The organism is Muricoccus pecuniae (genome assembly GCF_014199205.1).
In the GTDB taxonomy this organism is placed as follows: domain Bacteria; phylum Pseudomonadota; class Alphaproteobacteria; order Acetobacterales; family Acetobacteraceae; genus Roseomonas; species Roseomonas pecuniae.
On the sequence record NZ_JACIJD010000005.1, the window covers coordinates 99037 to 116379 of the forward strand.

Sequence of the window (17343 nt, forward strand, 5' to 3'; positions counted from 1 at the left end):
GGGGGGTCGCGGGCAGCCGCGGCCCCCTTTTCTATGGCGCGGCCAGCCCGGCGGTCTCCAGCACGGCCCGCGCCGCGGCCTCGCTCGGGCTGCCGCCGCCGGGAGGGGCAAGGAGCGATCTCACCCGCGCGAAACCCTCGCGCTGCGCCACGGCTTCCGGCCCGCCCGCGAGCAGGCGCTCCAGCACCCCGGCCAGCCGGTCGGGCCGGCAGTCGCCCTGCAGGAGTTCCGGGATCACTGGCGCATCGGCCAGCAGGTTCACGATGCTCGCGTAGCGCACCTTGATCAGCCGCCGGGCGATGGCGGCCGTGACGGGGTTCACGCGGTAGCCCACCACCATCGGCACCCCGGCCAGGGCCACTTCCAGCGAGGAGGTGCCGGACTTGATCAGCCCGGCCTCGGCGGCGGCGAAGGCGTCGTGCTTCTCCTCCACACCGCGCAGGAGGATGGGGCCGGGGGACCAGCCGGCGGCCGCGGTCCGCACCGCCTCCTCCACCGGGCCGGCGAGCGGCACGACGGGGCGCAGGCCCGGCACCCTGGCGGAGAGCAGCCGCAGGGCCTCCCCGAAGATCGGCAGAAGCCGCGCGATCTCCGTCCGCCGGCTGCCCGGCATCACCAGCACCACGCGCTCGCCGGGGCGGATTCCATGGGCGGCGCGGAAGCGCGCCGCATCGCCCCGGTCCGCGCCGCTCTCCAGCACGGGATGCCCGACGAAGGTCACGGGGATGCCCGCGCGCTCGAAAAAGGGCGGCTCGAAGGGCAGCAGGGCGAGGATGCGGTCGAGGCGGTGGACCATCTCCTTCACCCGCCCCTGGCGCCAGGCCCAGACCTGGGGCGCGACGTAGTGGATCACCGGGATGCCCATGGGCTTCACCCGCTTCGCCAGGCGCAGGGCGAAGCCGGGGCTGTCGATGGTCACGAGGGCGGCGGGGCGCCGGGCGGCGATGTCGGCGACCGTCTCGTCCATGCGGCGGGCGAGGGAGCGGAGGTTCGGCAGCACCTCCAGCAGCCCCATCAGGGCCAGCTCCCGCATGGGGAAGAGGCTCTCCACCCCCTGCTCGGCCAGGCGCTCGCCGCCGATCCCGGCGAAGCGGATGCCGGGACGCATGGCGCGCAGGCGGGACACGAGTCGCGCGCCGAGCACGTCGCCCGATGCCTCCCCCGAAACGAGGTAGATCAGCGGCGCGCTGGCATCCCCGGCGGGGCGATGGATTTCCGACATGGGCTGGTGCATAGGCGGATGGCCGGCCGCGCGGAAGGGAAAGCGCGGGCGGGGGGTCTGGGCGAGATGGACGGCGTCGAGTGGCTGGGCGTGGTGGCGGGGATACTCACCACGGTTTCCTTCGTGCCGCAGGTGCTTCGCACGCACCGCACCCGCTCGGCGCGGGACCTCTCCATGCCGATGCTGCTGCTCTTCAACACCGGCGTGATGCTGTGGCTGGCCTACGGGCTGATGATCGGCAGCCAGGGGCTCATCATCGCCAACGGCGCGACGATGATGCTCTCGGCCTATATCCTGGCGATGAAGCTCCGCTTCGGCTGAGCGGCGCTACATGATCGGGGTATAGCGCGCCATCTCGACGAAGATGTCGCGCACCGCGTCCCCGAGGGACCGGCTCAGCTCCTCCGTGTTCGCGACGGCCTCGATGCGGGGCTCGGCGGCCTCCAGCGTCCCGGGCGCGAGGATGAGGGGCAGCAGGCCGGCGGCGCGGCAGAGGCCGATCAGCAGCGCGTCCCGCGGCTCGGGCGCCTCCTCCTCGAAGATCACCGCCATCAGCCGCGCCTTCACCTCGCGCTCCTCCCGGCCGGAAATGGCGGGGTAGCGGCGCTCGGGGAAGACCCAGAGGAACCGGCCCTCCTCCTCCCGCAGGATGCCATGGCCGACCAGCCGGGCGAGGACGGCCTCGCGGAACGCGTCGCCCTCGGTGGCCAGGGTCTCGATCCACCAGCGGCTGCCATGGGGGATGTCCGCCTCCTCGGCCGAGGGGCCGGGATCCCCGGCGATGCGGGCGAGGACGGGGTCCAGCAGCGCGTCGCCGGTGGGCGAGGGATCGGTGACGGAGAGGCGGTCCGGGCCCGTGGCGATCCGCCCGCGCAGCGCCAGCTCCGCCAGAACCGCGCCGGCCATGGCGTAGCCCGAGGCGGGGCCGGCGGTGTCGTTCAGCCGGCCGGTGCTGTCATCGAGCATGAGGAGGACCAGCTCCTCGGGCATGGTGAGCGGCATGGGGACTCCCGCGTTCCGGTGGCGGCGGACAGGAGGCCTCCCCCGCGCCCGGGCGTCAACCGCCCCCGCCGTAGAGCCCCGCCGGATCGGCCAGCACGGGCTCCAGCGGCGCCACCTCGCCGTCCCGCAGCCCCCAGGAGAAGCAGGAGCGCCGGCCGGTGTGGCAGGCGACGCCGTCCTGCCGCACGGTCACGAGGAGCGCGTCCCCGTCGCAGTCCAGCCGGAGGTCGATGAGGTGCTGCACCTGGCCCGAGGTCTCGCCCTTGCGCCAGAGCTTGCGCCGGGAGCGGCTGTAATAGGTCACGCGCCCCGTCAGCAGGGTCTCCTCCACCGCCTCGGCATTCATCCAGGCGAGCATCAGAACCTCCCCTGTCCCCTCGGCCTGGGCGATGGCCGCGACGAGCCCGTTCGCATCCGGGCGGAGCGCGGCGAGGAAGCGGGCGCGGGCCTCGGGGGTGGGGGCGTGCCAGGGGGCGAGGTCGGCGGGGCGGTCGGTGCTGCGCCCGGGGACATGGTCAGGGGCGTGGTTGGGGGGCGTGGCCATGGGGCCTATATAGGGCGGGCCGGCGCCGGCGTCCCGCGCGCCGCCCTCGAGGACCGGATGCCCCACGGCGAGCACCATCACCACCCGCCCGCGGACCCCACCGACGTGCTGCGCGAGGCGGAGAGCGCCTGCCTGCGCCGCGGCGCGCAGCTCACCCCGCTCCGCCGGCGCGTGCTGGAGATGGTGCTGGAGGCCGGGCAGCCGGTCGGCGCCTATGCCCTGCTGGACCGGCTGCGCGCCGAGCGCCCGGGGGCCGCGCCGCCCACCGTCTACCGTGCGCTGGACTTCCTGCTCGCCCAGGGGCTGATCCACCGGATCGAGCGGCTCAACGCCTTCATCCCCTGCACCGAGGCGGCGCAGGGCCACGACCACGAGCACCCCCACCAGTTCCTGATCTGCCGGAACTGCGGGCGCACCGCGGAGCTGTCGGACGACTCCGTGGCCGCCGCCGTCGCGGCCGCGGCGCGCGCGGCCGGGTTCAGCCCGGCGCGGACCACGGTGGAGGTGGAGGGGACCTGCGAGGCCTGCGCCGCCGCGGCCTGAGCGGTCCCGCGCCGTTTCCGGAATGGCCGGCCCGCTCTCGCCGCGCGCCGGTCCGTTTACCCCGGCTTCAGCCCGCGCCCCGAGCATGGGCGGACCGGAAGGCGTTGGTCGCCGCTCCGGACGGAGACTTCCATGCAGCGCCACCTTCTCGCCGCCCTCGGGCTCGCCCTCGCCATGCCTTCCATGGCCGAGGCGCAGAGCCGGCTCGACTTCACCCTGGTCAACCGCACGGGCTACGAGATCAACGAGGTCTATGTCGGGCCGACGAGTTCCTCCTCCTGGGGGCGGGACATCATGGGCCAGGGCACGCTCGCCGATGGCCGCTCGGTGGATGTCCAGTTCAGCCCGAGCGCCGCCACCTGCGAGTGGGACATGAAGGTGGTCTATGCCGATGGCGACCAGAGCGAGTGGCGCAAGATGAACCTCTGTTCCATCTCCCGCGTCACGCTGCACTGGAACCGCCAGTCCGGCACCACGCGGGCAGTCACCGAGTAAGGACCGGGCAGGGCCCACGGGACTTCCGGTTCACGGGCCTTCCCATTCGCGCAACACTCCCCATTCGGTAGGAACCAGGACCGAGGGAGAAGACGCATGGATGCCACCCGCCGAACCGTGCTGGCCGGGCTGGGGGGCGGGCTCGCCGCCGTCGCGGCGGGCGGCGCCCGGGCGCAGGCTCCCGCGCTCATCCGCAAGCCGATCCCCTCCTCCGGCGAGATGATCCCCGTCATCGGCCTCGGCTCCGCCCGCCGCTACGAGGAGGCGCGGACCGAGGCCGACATCGCCCCGCTGCGCGACACCTTCCGCCGCTTCCACGCGCTCGGTGGCACGGTGCTGGACACCGCGCCCTCCTACGGCAATGCCGAGGCCATCATGGGCGGGCTGGTGGCCGACCTGGACATACGGCGCGACCTCTTCGTCTGCACGAAGGTCGGCGCCGACAGCAAGGAGGCCGGGCGGGAGCAGATCGAGGGGTCCTTCCGCAACCTGCGGACCGACCGCATCGACCTCCTGGCTGTTCACAACCTGCGCGACATCACGAACCAGCTCGCCACGCTGCGCGAGCTGAAGGCCGCCGGGCGCATCCGCTATGTCGGCGCGACCACCTCCTTCGACCGGCAGTACGAGGCCTTCGAGGCGATGATGCGGCGCGAGGCGCTGGATGCCATCCAGATCGACTACGCGCTGGACAATCGCAATGCCGCCGAGCGCATCATCCCCCTGGCGAGGGAGCGCGGCATGGCCGTGTTCATCAACCTTCCCTTCGGCCGCGGCAGCGTCTTCCGCGCCACCGAGGGCAAGCCCCTACCGGATTGGGCCGCTGAGATCGACTGCACGAGCTGGGCGCAGTTCATGCTGAAATACCTCGTCTCGCACGAGGCCGTGACCTGCGCCGTGCCCGGCATGGCCCAGCCCCGCTACGTCGACGACAACCTCCGCGCCGCCACGGGCCGCATGCCGGATGCCGCGATGCGCCGACGGATGGAAGCCCTCATCGATGGCCTCTGAGGCAGGGGGCGGGCCGCTGCACCACCCCCTGCGACGGCTGGTCGATCTCCGCCCGGGCGAGGGACGGGCGCTGGCCTGGTCCTGGCTCTACGTCTTCGCGCTCTTTCTCGCCTACTACGTGCTCCGCCCCATTCGGGATGAGATGGGCGTGGCCGGCGGGGTGCGTAACCTGCCCTGGCTCTTCACGGGCACGCTGCTGGCGATGCTCGCGACCAACCCGCTCTTCGCCTTCGCGGTGCGGCGATGGCCGAGGGAGCGCTTCATCGCCATCTCCTACCGCTTCTTCATGCTCAACCTGCTCGGCTTCATGGCGCTGCTCGCCGCGGCGCCGCCGGAAGCCCAGCTCTGGGTCGGGCGCGCCTTCTTCATCTGGGTCTCCGTCTTCAACCTTTTCGTCGTCTCCGTCTTCTGGTCCTTCGTCGTGGACGTGTTCGACGCGGAGCAGGGCAAGCGCCTCTTCGGCTTCCTCGCGGCCGGGGCCACGCTCGGCGGCATCGCGGGCTCGGCCCTCACCTCGGGTTTGGTCGAGCATCTCGGCCAGTACCCGCTGCTTCTCGCCTCCATCCTGCTGCTCGAGGTCGCGGTCTTCGCGTCCCGGCGGCTCTCGCGCGTCAGCGATGCCTTCGGCCGCCCGGCGAACGGCGACGACCCGCACAAGGCGGTGGGTGGCGGCATCTTCGCGGGGATGACGCACACCTTCCGCTCGCCCTACCTCCTGGGCATCGGGTTCTTCATCCTCCTCTATGCCGTCACCAACACCTTCCTCTACTTCCAGCAGGCGACGATCGCGGAGGCGAACTTTCCCAGCCGCGCGGCCCGCACGGCCTTCTTCGCGAACATCGACTTCTGGGTGAACGTGCTGACGCTGGCCTTCCAGCTCTTCCTGACGGGGCGGCTGATGGGCTGGATCGGGGTCGCGCTCACCCTCTGCGCCCTGCCCCTGGTCAGCATCGCGGGCTTCACCGCGCTCGCGGCCTCGCCCACGGTGGGCGCCTTCGTCGCGGTGCAGGTCGCGCGCCGCGTGAGCAACTTCGCCCTCGCCCGCCCGGCACGGGAGGTCCTCTTCACCTCCGTGCCGCGGGAGGACCGCTACAAGGCAAAGAACTTCATCGACACCGTCGTCTATCGAGGCGGGGACCAGGTGGCGAGCTGGGCCTATGCCGGGCTGATCGGGCTGGGTCTGACGATGACGGGGATCTCCATCCTTGCCGTGCCGCTCTCGGTCCTCTGGCTGGCGCTGAGCTTCTGGCTCGGGCGGCGGCAGGAGCGCGCGGAGGCGGAGGCGGTTCCCCGCGCGGAGGGGCAGGAGCGGCCAAGGCAGGTCCTGCAGGCGGGGTGAGGTCGCGGTAGGCTATTTGCCCCCTTGCCGATCCCTGGTATCGGCGCGCGGCAACCCATGGACCATCCGTCCCGCATGACCCCGGATCAACGCCTTGACGACCAGGCGGTGCCCCTCCCGGAACTGATCATCCCGGAGCTGAGCATCGTGGTCCCGGCCTATAACGAGGCTGAGGTGCTCTCCTCCTTCCACGCGCGGCTCACCGCCGTGATGGCCGGGCTCGGGAGCTCCTACGAGATCGTCTACGTCAATGACGGGTCGCGGGACGCGACGCTCTCGACGATGTTCGCCCTCCGCGACGCGGATCCCCGGGTGTCCATCGTGAATCTCAGCCGGAACTTCGGCAAGGAGATCGCGCTGACCGCCGGGCTGGACCATGCCCGGGCGAGCGGAGCCGTGGTCGTCATCGATGCCGATCTCCAGGACCCGCCCGAGGTCATTCCCGAACTCGTGGCCACCTGGCGCGAGGGCGTGGATGTCGTCTACGCGACGCGCCGGTCCCGCAAGGGGGAGGGTTGGCTCAAGCGCGCCACGGCGAGCCTCTTCTACCGCGTGATCGGCCGCGCGTCCGGGCGCATCAACATCCCCGCCGATACGGGGGACTTCCGGCTGATGAGCCGCCGCGCGCTGGACGCCCTCCTGCGCCTGCGGGAGCAGCACCGGTTCATGAAGGGGCTGTTCGCCTGGATCGGCTTTCCCTCGCGCGCCGTGTATTACGACCGCGCCCCGCGCGCCGCGGGGCAGACGAAGTGGAACTACTGGCGGCTCTGGAACCTCTCGATCGAGGGCATCACCTCCTTCACCACCGCGCCGCTCATCGCGGCCACCTATCTCGGCTTCGTCACGGCCGTCCTCGCCATCGTCCTCATGCTCCGGGTGGTGATGAACACCCTCATCAACGGCGATCCGGTGCCGGGCTATCCCAGCCTGATGGCGGTGGTGCTGTTCCTGGGCGGGGTGCAGCTCATCACCCTCGGCATCATGGGCGAGTATCTCGGCCGCATCTTCAACGAGGTGAAGCGGCGCCCGCTCTACGTGGTGGAGCGGTATGTCGCGGGCGGGGAGGCAGGGGAGTAAGCAGAACTCCCGGTACAGCCGGAACCGACGCCGGACGGAAATACGATCCACTCGGCGCTCATCGTCAGCGTTGCCTCAGCCGCATGCTGCGCAATGCCATGGCGAGGAGGCGAGGATCGGTGCTCATGCCATGCTCACGCGGCGAGGAGGGCGTCTCGAAGCTGAACTCCAGCAGCACGGGCCCCTGACCGGCAGGCACGTCCAGGCTACGGGAGGACAGCTTCATGTGCGGTATCTCCCATTCAGCAATCGCCTCGCCATTCGCGCTGACCCTTACGCGTTGCGCCTCGCGGCTCGGCGGCGCGAAACCGACCAGCTGGAACTCTAAACGGAGGGGCTCATCCGCCTCCGTCCTCTGCCGCAACACCAGGCTGGCACGCTGTCCCCTGGACCAAGTCCAGGCCTCCTCAGGCGTGTACCATCCATCCATCAGCGTCTGCAGACCGCTCCCACCGGCCGCGAAGCCAAGCCCCGCTGCGAGGCTCGGCGTCGGGAGGATTGGTAGGTCCTCCCCGGCTGGACGGCAGAAGACGACCCGCCCCACCCTGGCGCATTCATGCTGTCTCCCGTGCCCGAGCGCCACCGCCGTGTCGCCGTCCGGTCTGGTAAAAATCCGGACCTCTCCTGGCTGCAGCGGCGTTGCCGCAGGGGCGAAGTCGTCGCGGCAGTCGAGGGGGCGCGGCTGCCTGCCGACATATCCCGTGTTCACCGGCAGGGTTCGCTCAGAGACGACTCCGAGTAGTTGGAGCAAGAGTTCGCCATACTGCGCATCCGGTCCGCCGCCGCTGCAGTAGTAGGACGGCAGAACGGTCACCACACGCACACTGGGCAGTATCCCGCGGAGTGCCTCCGCCTCCGGCACCAGAGTGGTGTCGGTGCGCACCAATTCGTGCAGACGGGCCCGGAGTGGTCCAGCATCCACCCACTGTACCGCCGGAATCAGGAGAAGGGCCGCTATCCATAGAGGCTTTGCCCGGAGACGTGCCAAAATGAGGATACCAGCGAGTGCGAGAGTGTAGGCAACGGGCCAGAACAGCCTTCCGCTGGCACGAAACTGTAAGAGCGCCTGTGGCGGCTGGCCCAGATCAAAGAGGAGCTTGCTGCCGAAACCCACGCGCGTCGTGATTGCGAGGCAGGTGAGGATGACCAGCCCCACGACGAGCCCTGCATGACGATGAAGGGCTCGGGGGACGTCCCTCGGGCGAAGGAGAATGCCGAGAACAACCGAGAGGATCAGCCCTAATCCCAACCAGTTGTAACCCTCGAAACCCGCGGCCGAGCTGATGTGGACGAAGTCGGATGGGTTCGGCAGCAGTCCCGACAGGAATGGCCAGATGGGAGAGAGGATGTTGAGGCTGTAAATGCCATAACCCTTGTGGCCGGAGCTGTCGCTAATGAACGTCTCGGTGCCGTAGTTTCCACCGTATCCGAGAACGCGGCTGACAACGGCCACGGTGGCGAGCACCAGCAGCCCCGACACGGCGGACAGGATGCCCGGCCGCCAGCGCTCCCACTGCTTGCCTGCCGAACCGTACGGTGCCCGCTGGGAGAGATCGAAGATCGCGCGCCAGACGAGCGTGGCCGGCGCCGCAATTATCAACGCTAAGCTCATGACGAGCAGGTAGGGGTGGATGAGCAAGGCGCATAAGACGAGCACGAGGGCGCCTACCCACGCGCCAACCGGCTTTGGGGACAGAAGCCGGAAGTAGAGGCCAAGGCCGAAAAGCAGGACGAAGTGTCCTGTCAGCGCTGCATGCCCGTAGCGTGCCCACCACGCCGGTATGCTCACCGCCATGACCGCAAAGGCCAGGCAGGGTAGCAGACGGCGCTCGCCAGCGCATCGGATGCAGAAGATCGCGGCGACCGGCTGCAAGACCCAGGCGATCCCGTACCAGAGCCCGATGCCGTGGAATGCCGGAGAAAGAAGCTCTCTTCCAAGCTTCAGCAGGACGGCCAGAAGCGGGATGGAATCCATGAACCCGATCGGCACGCCCGGGGGCATTACGTTGCGGATCCAGAGAGGCGGCCAGTGCCATGGCTCCGCGATGAAGTAGCGCTGGCCGATCGCATGGGTGATCGCGTCACCCGCTAGCACGCTCCGGGGGTCGGGGAAGAGGAAGGAGGCTGGAAAAAGCCAAGCGGCCATCATGATGCCGGCGAGTGCGGCCAAGCCGTAGGACAAGAGCCCCGTGCCCCAGCACTCGCGCGAACTAGTCATCGGAGGCGCTTCCTTTGATGCCCAGGGGGCGACCGCGTTTGGAACATCGTGTCGTCACTAGGGGCGGTAATCGGTTTGAGCGGCGGACCGGACGGGCGCGTGCCCCTGTATATCCGACGCCCATCAGGTTGCTGCTCGCGTTGGACGGCGAGCGGCGGTCCGAGGCCTCGCCGTCGAGCAAACCGCGAATCCCCGAACTCGGGTGCTTCAGCTCTACGCGGGTTCCGCCCTGTTCTCTGGAACAGTTCCCCAAACCATCGCTGTCAGGCCCGCCGCTCGGTTCCAGGGCAGCACCGCTTCCGCGGCACAGACCGCGGCGAAGGCGGTGTTCATCACAGGGCCGAATTCCCGCATCTGGCTCTTCGGCTCGCTCTTGCGTCCGAGGAGGCGCTGAGGAAGGCGACTCGCCATGACGAGCGGCATCAGCAAGCCGTAGAGATAGCGGCCGCCATCCACCCGGAGCCCAGCCCTGGTCAGGACATCGGAGATCTGCCGAAGGTCATAGCGACGAAAGTGCTCGAGGAACTCGTCATGTCCGCTCCAGAGCCACTGGAAGGCCGGGACAGTGATGATGAAGCGCGTGCCGGGCCGGGCGGATGAGATGTACTCGCGCGCGAGGCCGACATCGTCCTCGACGTGCTCGAGGACGTCCATCATGAGGACGAGCGAGGCGTCCGAGGCATCGCCATGGCGCCGGAAGCGCAGCGGCTTGCCCTCATGCGTCTCGTCCCGGTCCTCAGGATAACCGGGGTCGATCAGGGTCGCACGGTCGGCTCCGCGGGAGAGGAGGATACGCGAGAAGAAGCCCGAGCCCGCGCCGACATCGGCCACGTGCCGCAAATCATCGCCGCTGACCCGCAGCATGGCGTTCGCCTTGGCCCGGTAGTACCAGTGCTCGGCGATGCGGTCGCCGAGAATTTCTTCCTCCTTCAGGTCCATCGTTACCCGGCGCTCCTTCTGGCAACCTGTTCCGCCCGCGCCCCGGTGCGGAGCAGGCGCCCTGTACAATCTCGACCGGAAGAAGCCAACACCCGATCCGGTGTCAGTAGACCGCTCCTTGCAGTGACGCACCAGTCTCAGCGAGGCAGCCGGTCCAGCGCCTGGGCCAGGTCCGCGATCAGATCCGCCGTATCCTCCAGCCCGATATGCAGCCGGATGATCGGCCCGCCGAAGTCGTGCGGGTCGGTCGCGGTGCGGGTGATGGAGGGCGCGGTCGGGAGGGCGAGGCTCTCATAGCCTCCCCAGGACGCGCCGATCCCGAAGAGCGAGAGCGCGTCCACCACGGCCTCGGCATCCGCATCGGAGTAGCGGGGCTGGAGCACCACGCCGAAGAGGCTGCAGGCACCGGCGAAGTCGCGGGCGTAGAGCGCGTGCTGGGGATGGGAGGGCAGGGCGGGGTGGAGCAGCCGCAGCACCTCAGGCCGCCCCTCCAGCCAGCGGGCGACCTCCAGCCCGTTCTCGGCCTGGGCCTTCAGCCGCACGGGCAGGGTGCGCAGCCCGCGCAGGCAGAGCCAGCAGTCGTCGGGGCTGGCGAACTGGCCGAGCTGGCTCGCCGCGCCCTTCACGATGCTCCAGTCCTCCGGCGTGTTCACCGCGACGCTGCCGAGAAGGATGTCCGAGTGCCCGCCCGCATATTTCGTCAGCGCCTGGATGGAGACGTCCACGCCGTGGGCGAAGGGCTGGAAGTTGTGGAAGCCCCAGGTGTTGTCCATCAGCACCTTGGCGCCCGCGGCATGGGCGGCGCGGGCGATGGCAGGGATGTCCTGCACCTCGAAGGTGTGGCTGCCCGGGCTCTCGGTATAGACGACCTTCGTGTTCGGGCGGATCAGCGCGCGCGTCGCCGCCTCGTCCACCAGCGGATCGTAATAGGTCGTCTCGATCCTGAAGCCCGCCATGAGCCCGTCGGCCAGGTTGCGCGCGGGGCCGTAGACGCTGTCGGGCATGAGGCAGTGGTCGCCCGCCTTCAGGTAGGCCAGCAGCGGCACCATCACGGCGGCGAGGCCGGTGCCGACGATCAGGGCGCGCGTGCCGCCCTCGATCTCGGCGATCATGTCCTCGAGCATGTGGTGGGTCGGGCCGCCGGCCGTGCCGTAGGTGAGCACCTGCTCGTAGCGCTGCTTCCCCGCCGCCTTGCGGGACTCGCAGTCCGGGAAGAGCACGGTGGAGCCGCGATGGACGGGCGGGTTGACGAAGCCGTGCACCCGCGCCCCCGCGCGCCCGTGATGGGACATGCGGGTGGCGAAGCCCAGCGTCGCGTCGTCCTGGTCGGCCATCAGGCGGCGCTCCCCGTGGCCTTGGGCGTCTCGGGCCGCAGCGCCCATTCCGTCCAGGAACCGTCATAGACCGAGCCCTCGGGCAGCCCGGCGCGCACCAGCCCGAGGGCGAGCACGCAGGCCGTCACGCCCGAGCCGCAGGAGAGGATGGTGGGCCGCTCCGCCTCCACCCCCGCCCGCTCGAAGCGGGCGCGCAGCGCCTCGGGGGGCAGCATCGTGCCGTCGGGCGCCAGAAGGTCGGTGAAGGGGATGTTCGCCGCCCCCGGCATGTGGCCGCTGGGCAGGCCCGCGCGGGGTTCCGGCGCCGTGCCGTCGAAGCGACCCGCTGACCGCGCGTCGAGGATCAGCGCCTCGCCCCCGCCCTGGCGGACGATCCGCTTGATGTCGCCGATGCCGCGGAGCCGGTCCGTGCGGAAATCGGGAACGAAGGTGGCGGCGGTCGGCGCGGGCGGCTCGCCGGATTCCACCGGCCGTCCCTCCCGCTTCCACTTGGGCAGCCCGCCATCGAGGACGTAAGCGGCCTCGTGCCCCATCAGCCGCATGAGCCACCAGCCCCGCGCCGCGGCGCGCAGCCCGTGCGCCTGGTCGTAGAAGACGACGCGGCTGCCGTTGGAGATGCCGAGCGCGCCGGCCAGCTTCGCGAAGCGCGCGGGCGTCGGGACCATGTGCGGCAGGTCCGTGTCGGGATCGGCGAGGAGGTCCACGTCGAAGAAGCGGGCGCCGGGGATGTGGGCGGCGAGGAAGTTCTCCCGCTTGTTGCCGGGCTCGCCGGGCAGGATCAGCGAGCAGTCGAGCACCACGAGGTCGGGCTTGCCCAACTCCCCCGCCAGCCATTCCGTCGAGACGATTGCGTCCATGGTGTCGCTCACGATCAGCCCTCCGCCAGCACGATGTGGATGCGCCGGTTCTGCTTGCCCTTGCTTTCCATCTTCACCACCTCCACGCGCCCGATCTCGCCGGTGCGGCGCACATGCGTGCCGCCGCAGGGCTGGAGGTCCACCGGCGCCTCCTCGGCGCCGATCCGCACCAGCCGGATCTGACCGGCCCCGCGCGGCGGCTGGACGGAAAGGGTGCGGACGAGGCCGGGATTGGCGTCCAGCTCCGCCTCGCTGATCCAGCGCTCGCCGATCGGGTGGTCCCCGGCGATCAGCTCGTTCAGCCGCTCCGTCACCCACTCCTTCGCGGGCGGCTCGGGCAGGTCGAAGTCCAGGCGGGACTTCTCGGCGCCGATCTGGTTGCCGGTGGCGAAGATGCCGGGCATGGCGGCGCAGAGCAGGTGCAGGGTGGTGTGCATCCGCATGTGCCGGTGGCGCCGGTTCCAGTCCAGCCGCGCGACGACCTGCGCGCCCACGGGCGGTAGGGCGGCGCCGGGGGCGGGGAGGTGCAGGGCGGAGCCGTCCGGCGACTTCACCGTGTCGGCCACCGCCATCTCGCCGCCGTCCCAGGCGATGGTGCCGGTGTCGCCCGGCTGCCCGCCGGCGCGGGGGTAGAAGACGCTGGCGTCGAGGATCACCCCGGCCTCGGAGGATTCGAGGACGGTCGCGCGGTTCTCCGCGGTATAGGCGTCTTCCCGGAACAGGGCGCGGCTGCGCGTCATGGCGTCCATTCCTCTTTCAGTCGCGCGTGGTTCACCTGGAACCAGAGCAGGGCGAGGGCGGTGGGCGCGTTGCGGATGCGGTTCGCGGCCACCATGGCGAAGGCCTCCGCCGCCTCCACCACCCGGACCACGGTTTCCTCCCCCTCGCCGGCGAGGCCGCCCGTCCGGTCGCGCGCCCCCTCCAGGGATACGCGGGCGATGTGGAAGTGGACGCGCTCGTCGCAGGACCCCTGGGCGAGCATGTAGGTCCCGATCGCCTCGATGCGGGAGGGGACGAGGCCCGTCTCCTCTTCCAGCTCGCGCCGGGCGGTCTCAAGCGGGTCCTCGCCGGGGTCCACCAGCCCGGCGGGCAGCTCCGTCACGCGCGGTTCCTCCCCGGCGGCGAGGGCGGGAAGGCGGAACTGCTCGATGAGCGCGATCCGGTCCGTCACGGGGTCCCAGGGCAGGATCACCGTTCCCTGCCCGCGGCGCAGCAGCTCCCAGGTCAGCAGCTCCGAGAGGCTTCCGTCCCGCTTGCGAAAGCGGAAGCGCACCCGCTGGACGGGGTAGCGGCCGTTCCAGACGACCTCGTCGGTCTCGGGCTCGTAGAGCGGGTGGGACGGGACGGGCGGGGCCTTGGCCGGGCGCCCGGGGAGAGGGATGCGGGCCGCGCCGCGCTGCTCGTTCATGCGGGGCCGGACGCTACAGCGGAACGCGCGGCTTGGGTATCGCCCCCAGCCATGGTTCCCGGGCATGGCCGTCCGCCCGGGAAAAGGGGCCGCCGAGGGTTGCGGCCGGCCCGCCTCTCCGGAGAATGGCCGCCAGGTCACGCGAAGCCCCGCCCCATGAAGTCCCCGCCCATGCCCGACGAGACGCGCGGCCAGCGCGCCGCGAGGGCCCGCGCCATCGGCTGCGTCACCGCCTCGGCCGGCCTCTTCGCCCTCGCGGCCGCCGCGGTGAAGGGCCTGCAGGGGGCTGTCCCGCTCTCCGAACTCGTCTTCTTCCGCAACCTCCTCGCCCTGCCGGCCATCCTGGTGCTGGCCGCGCTCACCGCGCCGGGCGGGCTGCGGGCGGCCCTGCGGACGCGCCATCCCGCCCGCCACGTCGAGCGGATGGTGGGCGGCCTGATGGGGATGTACGGCTCCTTCTTCGGCTACGCCCACCTGCCGCTGGCGACAGTGACGGCGCTCAACTTCACCATGCCGCTCTTCCTCACCGGCCTCTCCGTCCTCCTCCTGCGGGAGAGGGTGGGGTGGGCCCGGCTGGGGGTGGTGCTGGTCGGCTTCGCCGGGGTGCTGCTGATGGTCCAGCCCGGGGGCGGCGGGCCGCTCCATCCCCTGGCGGTCGGGAGCGTGCTGGCGGGGGCGCTCGGCTGGGCCTACGCGATGGTCTCGATCCGCCGCATGGGCGAGGCGGGGGAGGCGGGCATCACCATCGTGCTGTGGTTCGCCATCGGGGCCGCGCTCGTCTCCGGCCTGGCGGCGCTGCCGGGCTGGGTGCACCCCACGCCGGGGCAGTGGGGGCTGCTGCTGGTCGTCGGCCTCGTCTCCGTCGGGGCGCAGCTGCTGATGACGGCGGCCTACCGCTCCGCGGATACCACGCTCCTCGCGCCCTTCGAGTACTCCGCCATCCTCTGGACCACCTCCATCGGCGTGCTCCTCTGGGGGGAGGTGCCGGATCTCTGGGACCTCGCGGGGTTCCTCCTCCTGGCCGGGGCGGGGCTGGCGCTTTGGCGGATGGAGGTCTCGCGCGCGCCGGCCTGAGGGCCCGCTACCGGCTCTCGCGCAACACCGCCTGGGCCAGCGCCCGCGCCTCCGTGGCGGCCTGGCTGCGGGGCGCGGATTCGGCGGCGCCGAGTCCCTCGGCGAAGGCGGCGGCGAAGGCGGTGCGGTTGCCGAAGGCGGCGTCGAGCAGGGGCAGCTTCCGGTCCCGCAGCGCCTGGGCGACCTCCTGGGCGGCCTTTCCCTGGGCGGGGACGCGGTTGAGCATGAGGGCCACCGCGCGTCGCTCGGCCGCCGCGACCTCCAGCGTCGCCTCCATCGCCCAGAGGTCGGGCATTGAGGGCTGGAGGGGGATGAGCACGAGGTCCGCCGAGCGCATCGCCACTCGGCTGTCCGTATCGGCATGCGGCGGCGTGTCCAGCACGACGAAGTCGTGCCCTTCCCGCAGCCGCGTCACCGCCTGGGGCACGCGCCAGCCGGAGGGGCTGGAGAAGTCGAGCCCGCGGGCACTGGCCGGGCGTAGGGAGTGCCAGCGCGTCAGGCTCGCCTGGGGGTCCGTGTCCAGCAAGGCCGTGCGCGCCCCGCTCTCGGCCAGCGCCACGGCCAGGTTGGCCGCGACGGTGGACTTACCCGCCCCGCCCTTGCGCTGCGCCACCGCCACCACGAAGGCCATGTCACACGCCCTTTGCCGATTCGCCGGGGAGCCTAGACCGGTTTCAGCGTGCGGTGCTGCACCGCGTCACGGCTCTCCCTGAATAGTCCTGGCCGGAATAGCGTTCAGCGGGCATGCCCGACCTTTTCTCAGCCCATCATCGCCACGCCCCGCTCCCTTCGCCGCGCCTCTCCGACGGGGCGGGCGGCAGAGGCCGCTCCCTCCGGCCCGACTGGCCGCTCGACCTCCTCACCCCCGCCGCGATGGCGCGGGCGGACGCGGCCTCCTCCGTGCCGGTGGCGCGGCTGATGGCGGCCGCGGGAAGGGCGGTGGCCCGGGCGGCCATGGCGCGCTTCCGCCCCTGCCGCACGCTGGTCCTGGTGGGGCCGGGCAACAATGGCGGCGACGGGCTGGTCGCGGCGCGGCTGCTGGAGGGGGCGGGGTGGCCGGTCGCCGTCTCCTTCATGGCGGCGCCCCCGGCCGCGGGGCCCGCGGCGGAGGCGGCCGCCCGGTGGCGCGGCCCGGTGCTGCCCTTCCGCCCGGAGGAGGCGGCGCGGGCGGGGCTGGTGATCGATGCGCTGCTCGGCGGCGCCCCCTCCCGCCCGCTCGCGGCCGGGGCGCTGGAGGTGCTGCGCGCCGCGGGCGGCCCCGTGCTGGCCGTGGACGTGCCGAGCGGTCTCGACGGCACGACGGGGCAGCCGCTGGGGGAGGCGGTGCCGGCCGCGCTCACCGTGACCTTCGCCCGGCTGAAGCCCGGGCACCTCCTCCTGCCCGGGCGGCTTCTCTGCGGCGAGCTGCACCTCGCCGATATTGGCCTGCCGGAGGAGGCGATCGCCGAGGCGCTGGAGGGGGAGGGGGAGCGGAGCTTCCGCAACGCCCCCGGTCTCTGGCACCTGCCGCCCGAGGACCCCGCCGGGCACAAGTACCGGCGCGGCCATGTGGTGGTCGCTGGCGGGGCCATGTCAGGGGCCGCGCGGCTGGCGGCGGGGGCCGCGCGGCGGGCCGGGGCGGGGCTGGTGACGCTCGCCGCCCTCTCGGCCGAGGCGGCGGCGGCCTTCCGCGCAGGGGAGCCGGGGGCGATCGTCGCCGACCCCCCTGCGGAGGCGCTGCTGGGGGATGCGCGGCGCGGTACCTGGGTCCTCGGCCCCGGCCTGCCGCCCGACGACGCCGCGCGGGACCTCCTGGCCGGCGCGGTGCGGGCCGGGCGCTCGGTCGTGGCCGATGCGGGGGCACTGGGCGCATTCGCCGGAGCGCCCGAGGGGCTGCGCGGCGCCGCCATCATCACCCCCCATGCCGGGGAGTTCGCGCGGCTCTTCGGCGAGGTCGGGCCGGACCGGCTGGCCGCCGCCCGCCGCGCCGCCTGCCAGACCGGGGCCGTGACAGTGCTGAAGGGGCCGGACACGGTGATCGCCGCGCCGGACGGCCGGGCGGCAGTGAACCACAACGCCCCGCCCAGCCTCGCCACGGCGGGCACGGGGGACGTGCTGGCCGGGATCACGGGGGCGATGCTGGCCGGGGGAATGCCGCCCTTCGAGGCAGCCTGCGCCGCCGTGTGGCTTCAGGGCGAGGCGGCGCCGAGGGGGGCGGGCGTGCTGGCCGAGGACGTAATGGAGGGGATCCCCGGGGCCCTCTCCCGCGCCGATCGGGCCCGCTGATTTCGCCGGCGCTTG

The 17343-nt window shown here is 71.7% G+C and carries 18 protein-coding genes; 8 read left to right on the plus strand and 10 right to left on the minus strand.

The window, feature by feature from the left end; translation table 11 throughout:
- Positions 1-31: 31 nt before the first annotated feature.
- Positions 32-1222, minus strand: coding sequence for a lipid-A-disaccharide synthase (lpxB, locus tag FHS87_RS07035; protein ID WP_184515474.1), 1191 nt, complete (start codon positions 1220-1222; stop codon positions 32-34).
- 18 nt (positions 1223-1240) lie between these two features.
- On the opposite strand from lpxB, the gene FHS87_RS07040 reads away from it, so the two are divergent.
- Entirely contained in the window at positions 1241-1543 is a 303-nt protein-coding gene (locus FHS87_RS07040; RefSeq protein WP_246418154.1) for a SemiSWEET family sugar transporter, read from the plus strand.
- A gap of 6 nt (positions 1544-1549) precedes the next feature.
- Here FHS87_RS07040 and FHS87_RS07045 read toward each other — a convergent pair whose 3' ends face one another.
- Together FHS87_RS07045 and hisI are read right to left on the minus strand one after the other, a co-directional pair.
- Positions 1550-2224: a GOLPH3/VPS74 family protein gene (locus tag FHS87_RS07045; RefSeq protein WP_184515477.1), complete on the minus strand. Its 675-nt coding sequence runs from the start codon at positions 2222-2224 to the stop codon at positions 1550-1552.
- A gap of 55 nt (positions 2225-2279) precedes the next feature.
- Positions 2280-2768 (minus strand): phosphoribosyl-AMP cyclohydrolase, encoded by a 489-nt coding sequence (hisI, locus tag FHS87_RS07050; protein ID WP_184515835.1) that lies wholly within the window; start codon positions 2766-2768, stop codon positions 2280-2282.
- Positions 2769-2825: 57 nt separating this feature from the next.
- On the opposite strand from hisI, the gene FHS87_RS07055 reads away from it, so the two are divergent.
- The 5 genes from FHS87_RS07055 to FHS87_RS07075 all read left to right on the plus strand — a co-directional run bounded on the left by FHS87_RS07055 (position 2826) and on the right by FHS87_RS07075 (position 7233).
- Positions 2826-3311 (plus strand): Fur family transcriptional regulator, encoded by a 486-nt coding sequence (locus FHS87_RS07055; RefSeq protein WP_184515480.1) that lies wholly within the window; start codon positions 2826-2828, stop codon positions 3309-3311.
- Between the two features lie 132 nt (positions 3312-3443).
- The gene (locus FHS87_RS07060) at positions 3444-3806 is read left to right on the plus strand and encodes a hypothetical protein (RefSeq protein WP_184515483.1); all 363 of its coding nucleotides are present in this window, start codon (positions 3444-3446) and stop codon (positions 3804-3806) included.
- Positions 3807-3902: 96 nt separating this feature from the next.
- Entirely contained in the window at positions 3903-4817 is a 915-nt protein-coding gene (locus FHS87_RS07065; RefSeq protein WP_184515486.1) for an aldo/keto reductase, read from the plus strand.
- The gene (locus tag FHS87_RS07070; protein WP_184515488.1) at positions 4807-6156 is read left to right on the plus strand and encodes an NTP/NDP exchange transporter; all 1350 of its coding nucleotides are present in this window, start codon (positions 4807-4809) and stop codon (positions 6154-6156) included. Before FHS87_RS07065 ends, FHS87_RS07070 begins: the two co-directional genes overlap by 11 nt.
- A gap of 75 nt (positions 6157-6231) precedes the next feature.
- Positions 6232-7233 (plus strand): glycosyltransferase family 2 protein, encoded by a 1002-nt coding sequence (locus FHS87_RS07075; RefSeq protein WP_184515490.1) that lies wholly within the window; start codon positions 6232-6234, stop codon positions 7231-7233.
- Positions 7234-7297: 64 nt separating this feature from the next.
- On the opposite strand, the gene FHS87_RS07080 is transcribed toward FHS87_RS07075, so the two are convergent.
- From FHS87_RS07080 to FHS87_RS07105, 6 genes are all read right to left on the minus strand, one after another.
- Complete coding sequence (locus tag FHS87_RS07080; protein WP_184515492.1) at positions 7298-9451, minus strand: DUF6311 domain-containing protein; 2154 nt, start codon at positions 9449-9451, stop codon at positions 7298-7300.
- A 213-nt stretch (positions 9452-9664) separates the two neighbouring features.
- The gene (locus FHS87_RS07085; protein WP_184515494.1) at positions 9665-10390 is read right to left on the minus strand and encodes a class I SAM-dependent methyltransferase; all 726 of its coding nucleotides are present in this window, start codon (positions 10388-10390) and stop codon (positions 9665-9667) included.
- 137 nt (positions 10391-10527) lie between these two features.
- The gene (metC, locus tag FHS87_RS07090; protein ID WP_184515496.1) at positions 10528-11724 is read right to left on the minus strand and encodes a cystathionine beta-lyase; all 1197 of its coding nucleotides are present in this window, start codon (positions 11722-11724) and stop codon (positions 10528-10530) included.
- Complete coding sequence (locus tag FHS87_RS07095; RefSeq protein WP_312861905.1) at positions 11724-12593, minus strand: sulfurtransferase; 870 nt, start codon at positions 12591-12593, stop codon at positions 11724-11726. The genes metC and FHS87_RS07095 overlap by 1 nt, the downstream gene beginning before the upstream one ends.
- A gap of 2 nt (positions 12594-12595) precedes the next feature.
- Positions 12596-13321: an alanyl-tRNA editing protein gene (locus tag FHS87_RS07100; RefSeq protein ID WP_184515498.1), complete on the minus strand. Its 726-nt coding sequence runs from the start codon at positions 13319-13321 to the stop codon at positions 12596-12598.
- A complete protein-coding gene (locus FHS87_RS07105) occupies positions 13318-13989 on the minus strand; it encodes an NUDIX domain-containing protein (RefSeq protein ID WP_184515502.1) in 672 nt (223 codons plus the stop codon). Before FHS87_RS07105 ends, FHS87_RS07100 begins: the two co-directional genes overlap by 4 nt.
- 171 nt (positions 13990-14160) lie before the next feature.
- Here FHS87_RS07105 and FHS87_RS07110 point away from each other — a divergent pair, with 171 nt between their 5' ends.
- The gene (locus FHS87_RS07110) at positions 14161-15063 is read left to right on the plus strand and encodes a DMT family transporter (protein WP_246418155.1); all 903 of its coding nucleotides are present in this window, start codon (positions 14161-14163) and stop codon (positions 15061-15063) included.
- A 7-nt stretch (positions 15064-15070) separates the two neighbouring features.
- On the opposite strand, the gene parA is transcribed toward FHS87_RS07110, so the two are convergent.
- On the minus strand, positions 15071-15694 hold the full coding sequence (gene parA / locus FHS87_RS07115; protein ID WP_184515508.1) for a ParA family partition ATPase: 624 nt from the start codon (positions 15692-15694) through the stop codon (positions 15071-15073).
- A gap of 113 nt (positions 15695-15807) precedes the next feature.
- Here parA and FHS87_RS07120 point away from each other — a divergent pair, with 113 nt between their 5' ends.
- A complete protein-coding gene (locus FHS87_RS07120) occupies positions 15808-17328 on the plus strand; it encodes an NAD(P)H-hydrate dehydratase (protein ID WP_184515511.1) in 1521 nt (506 codons plus the stop codon).
- The last annotated feature ends 15 nt before the right edge of the window (positions 17329-17343 follow it).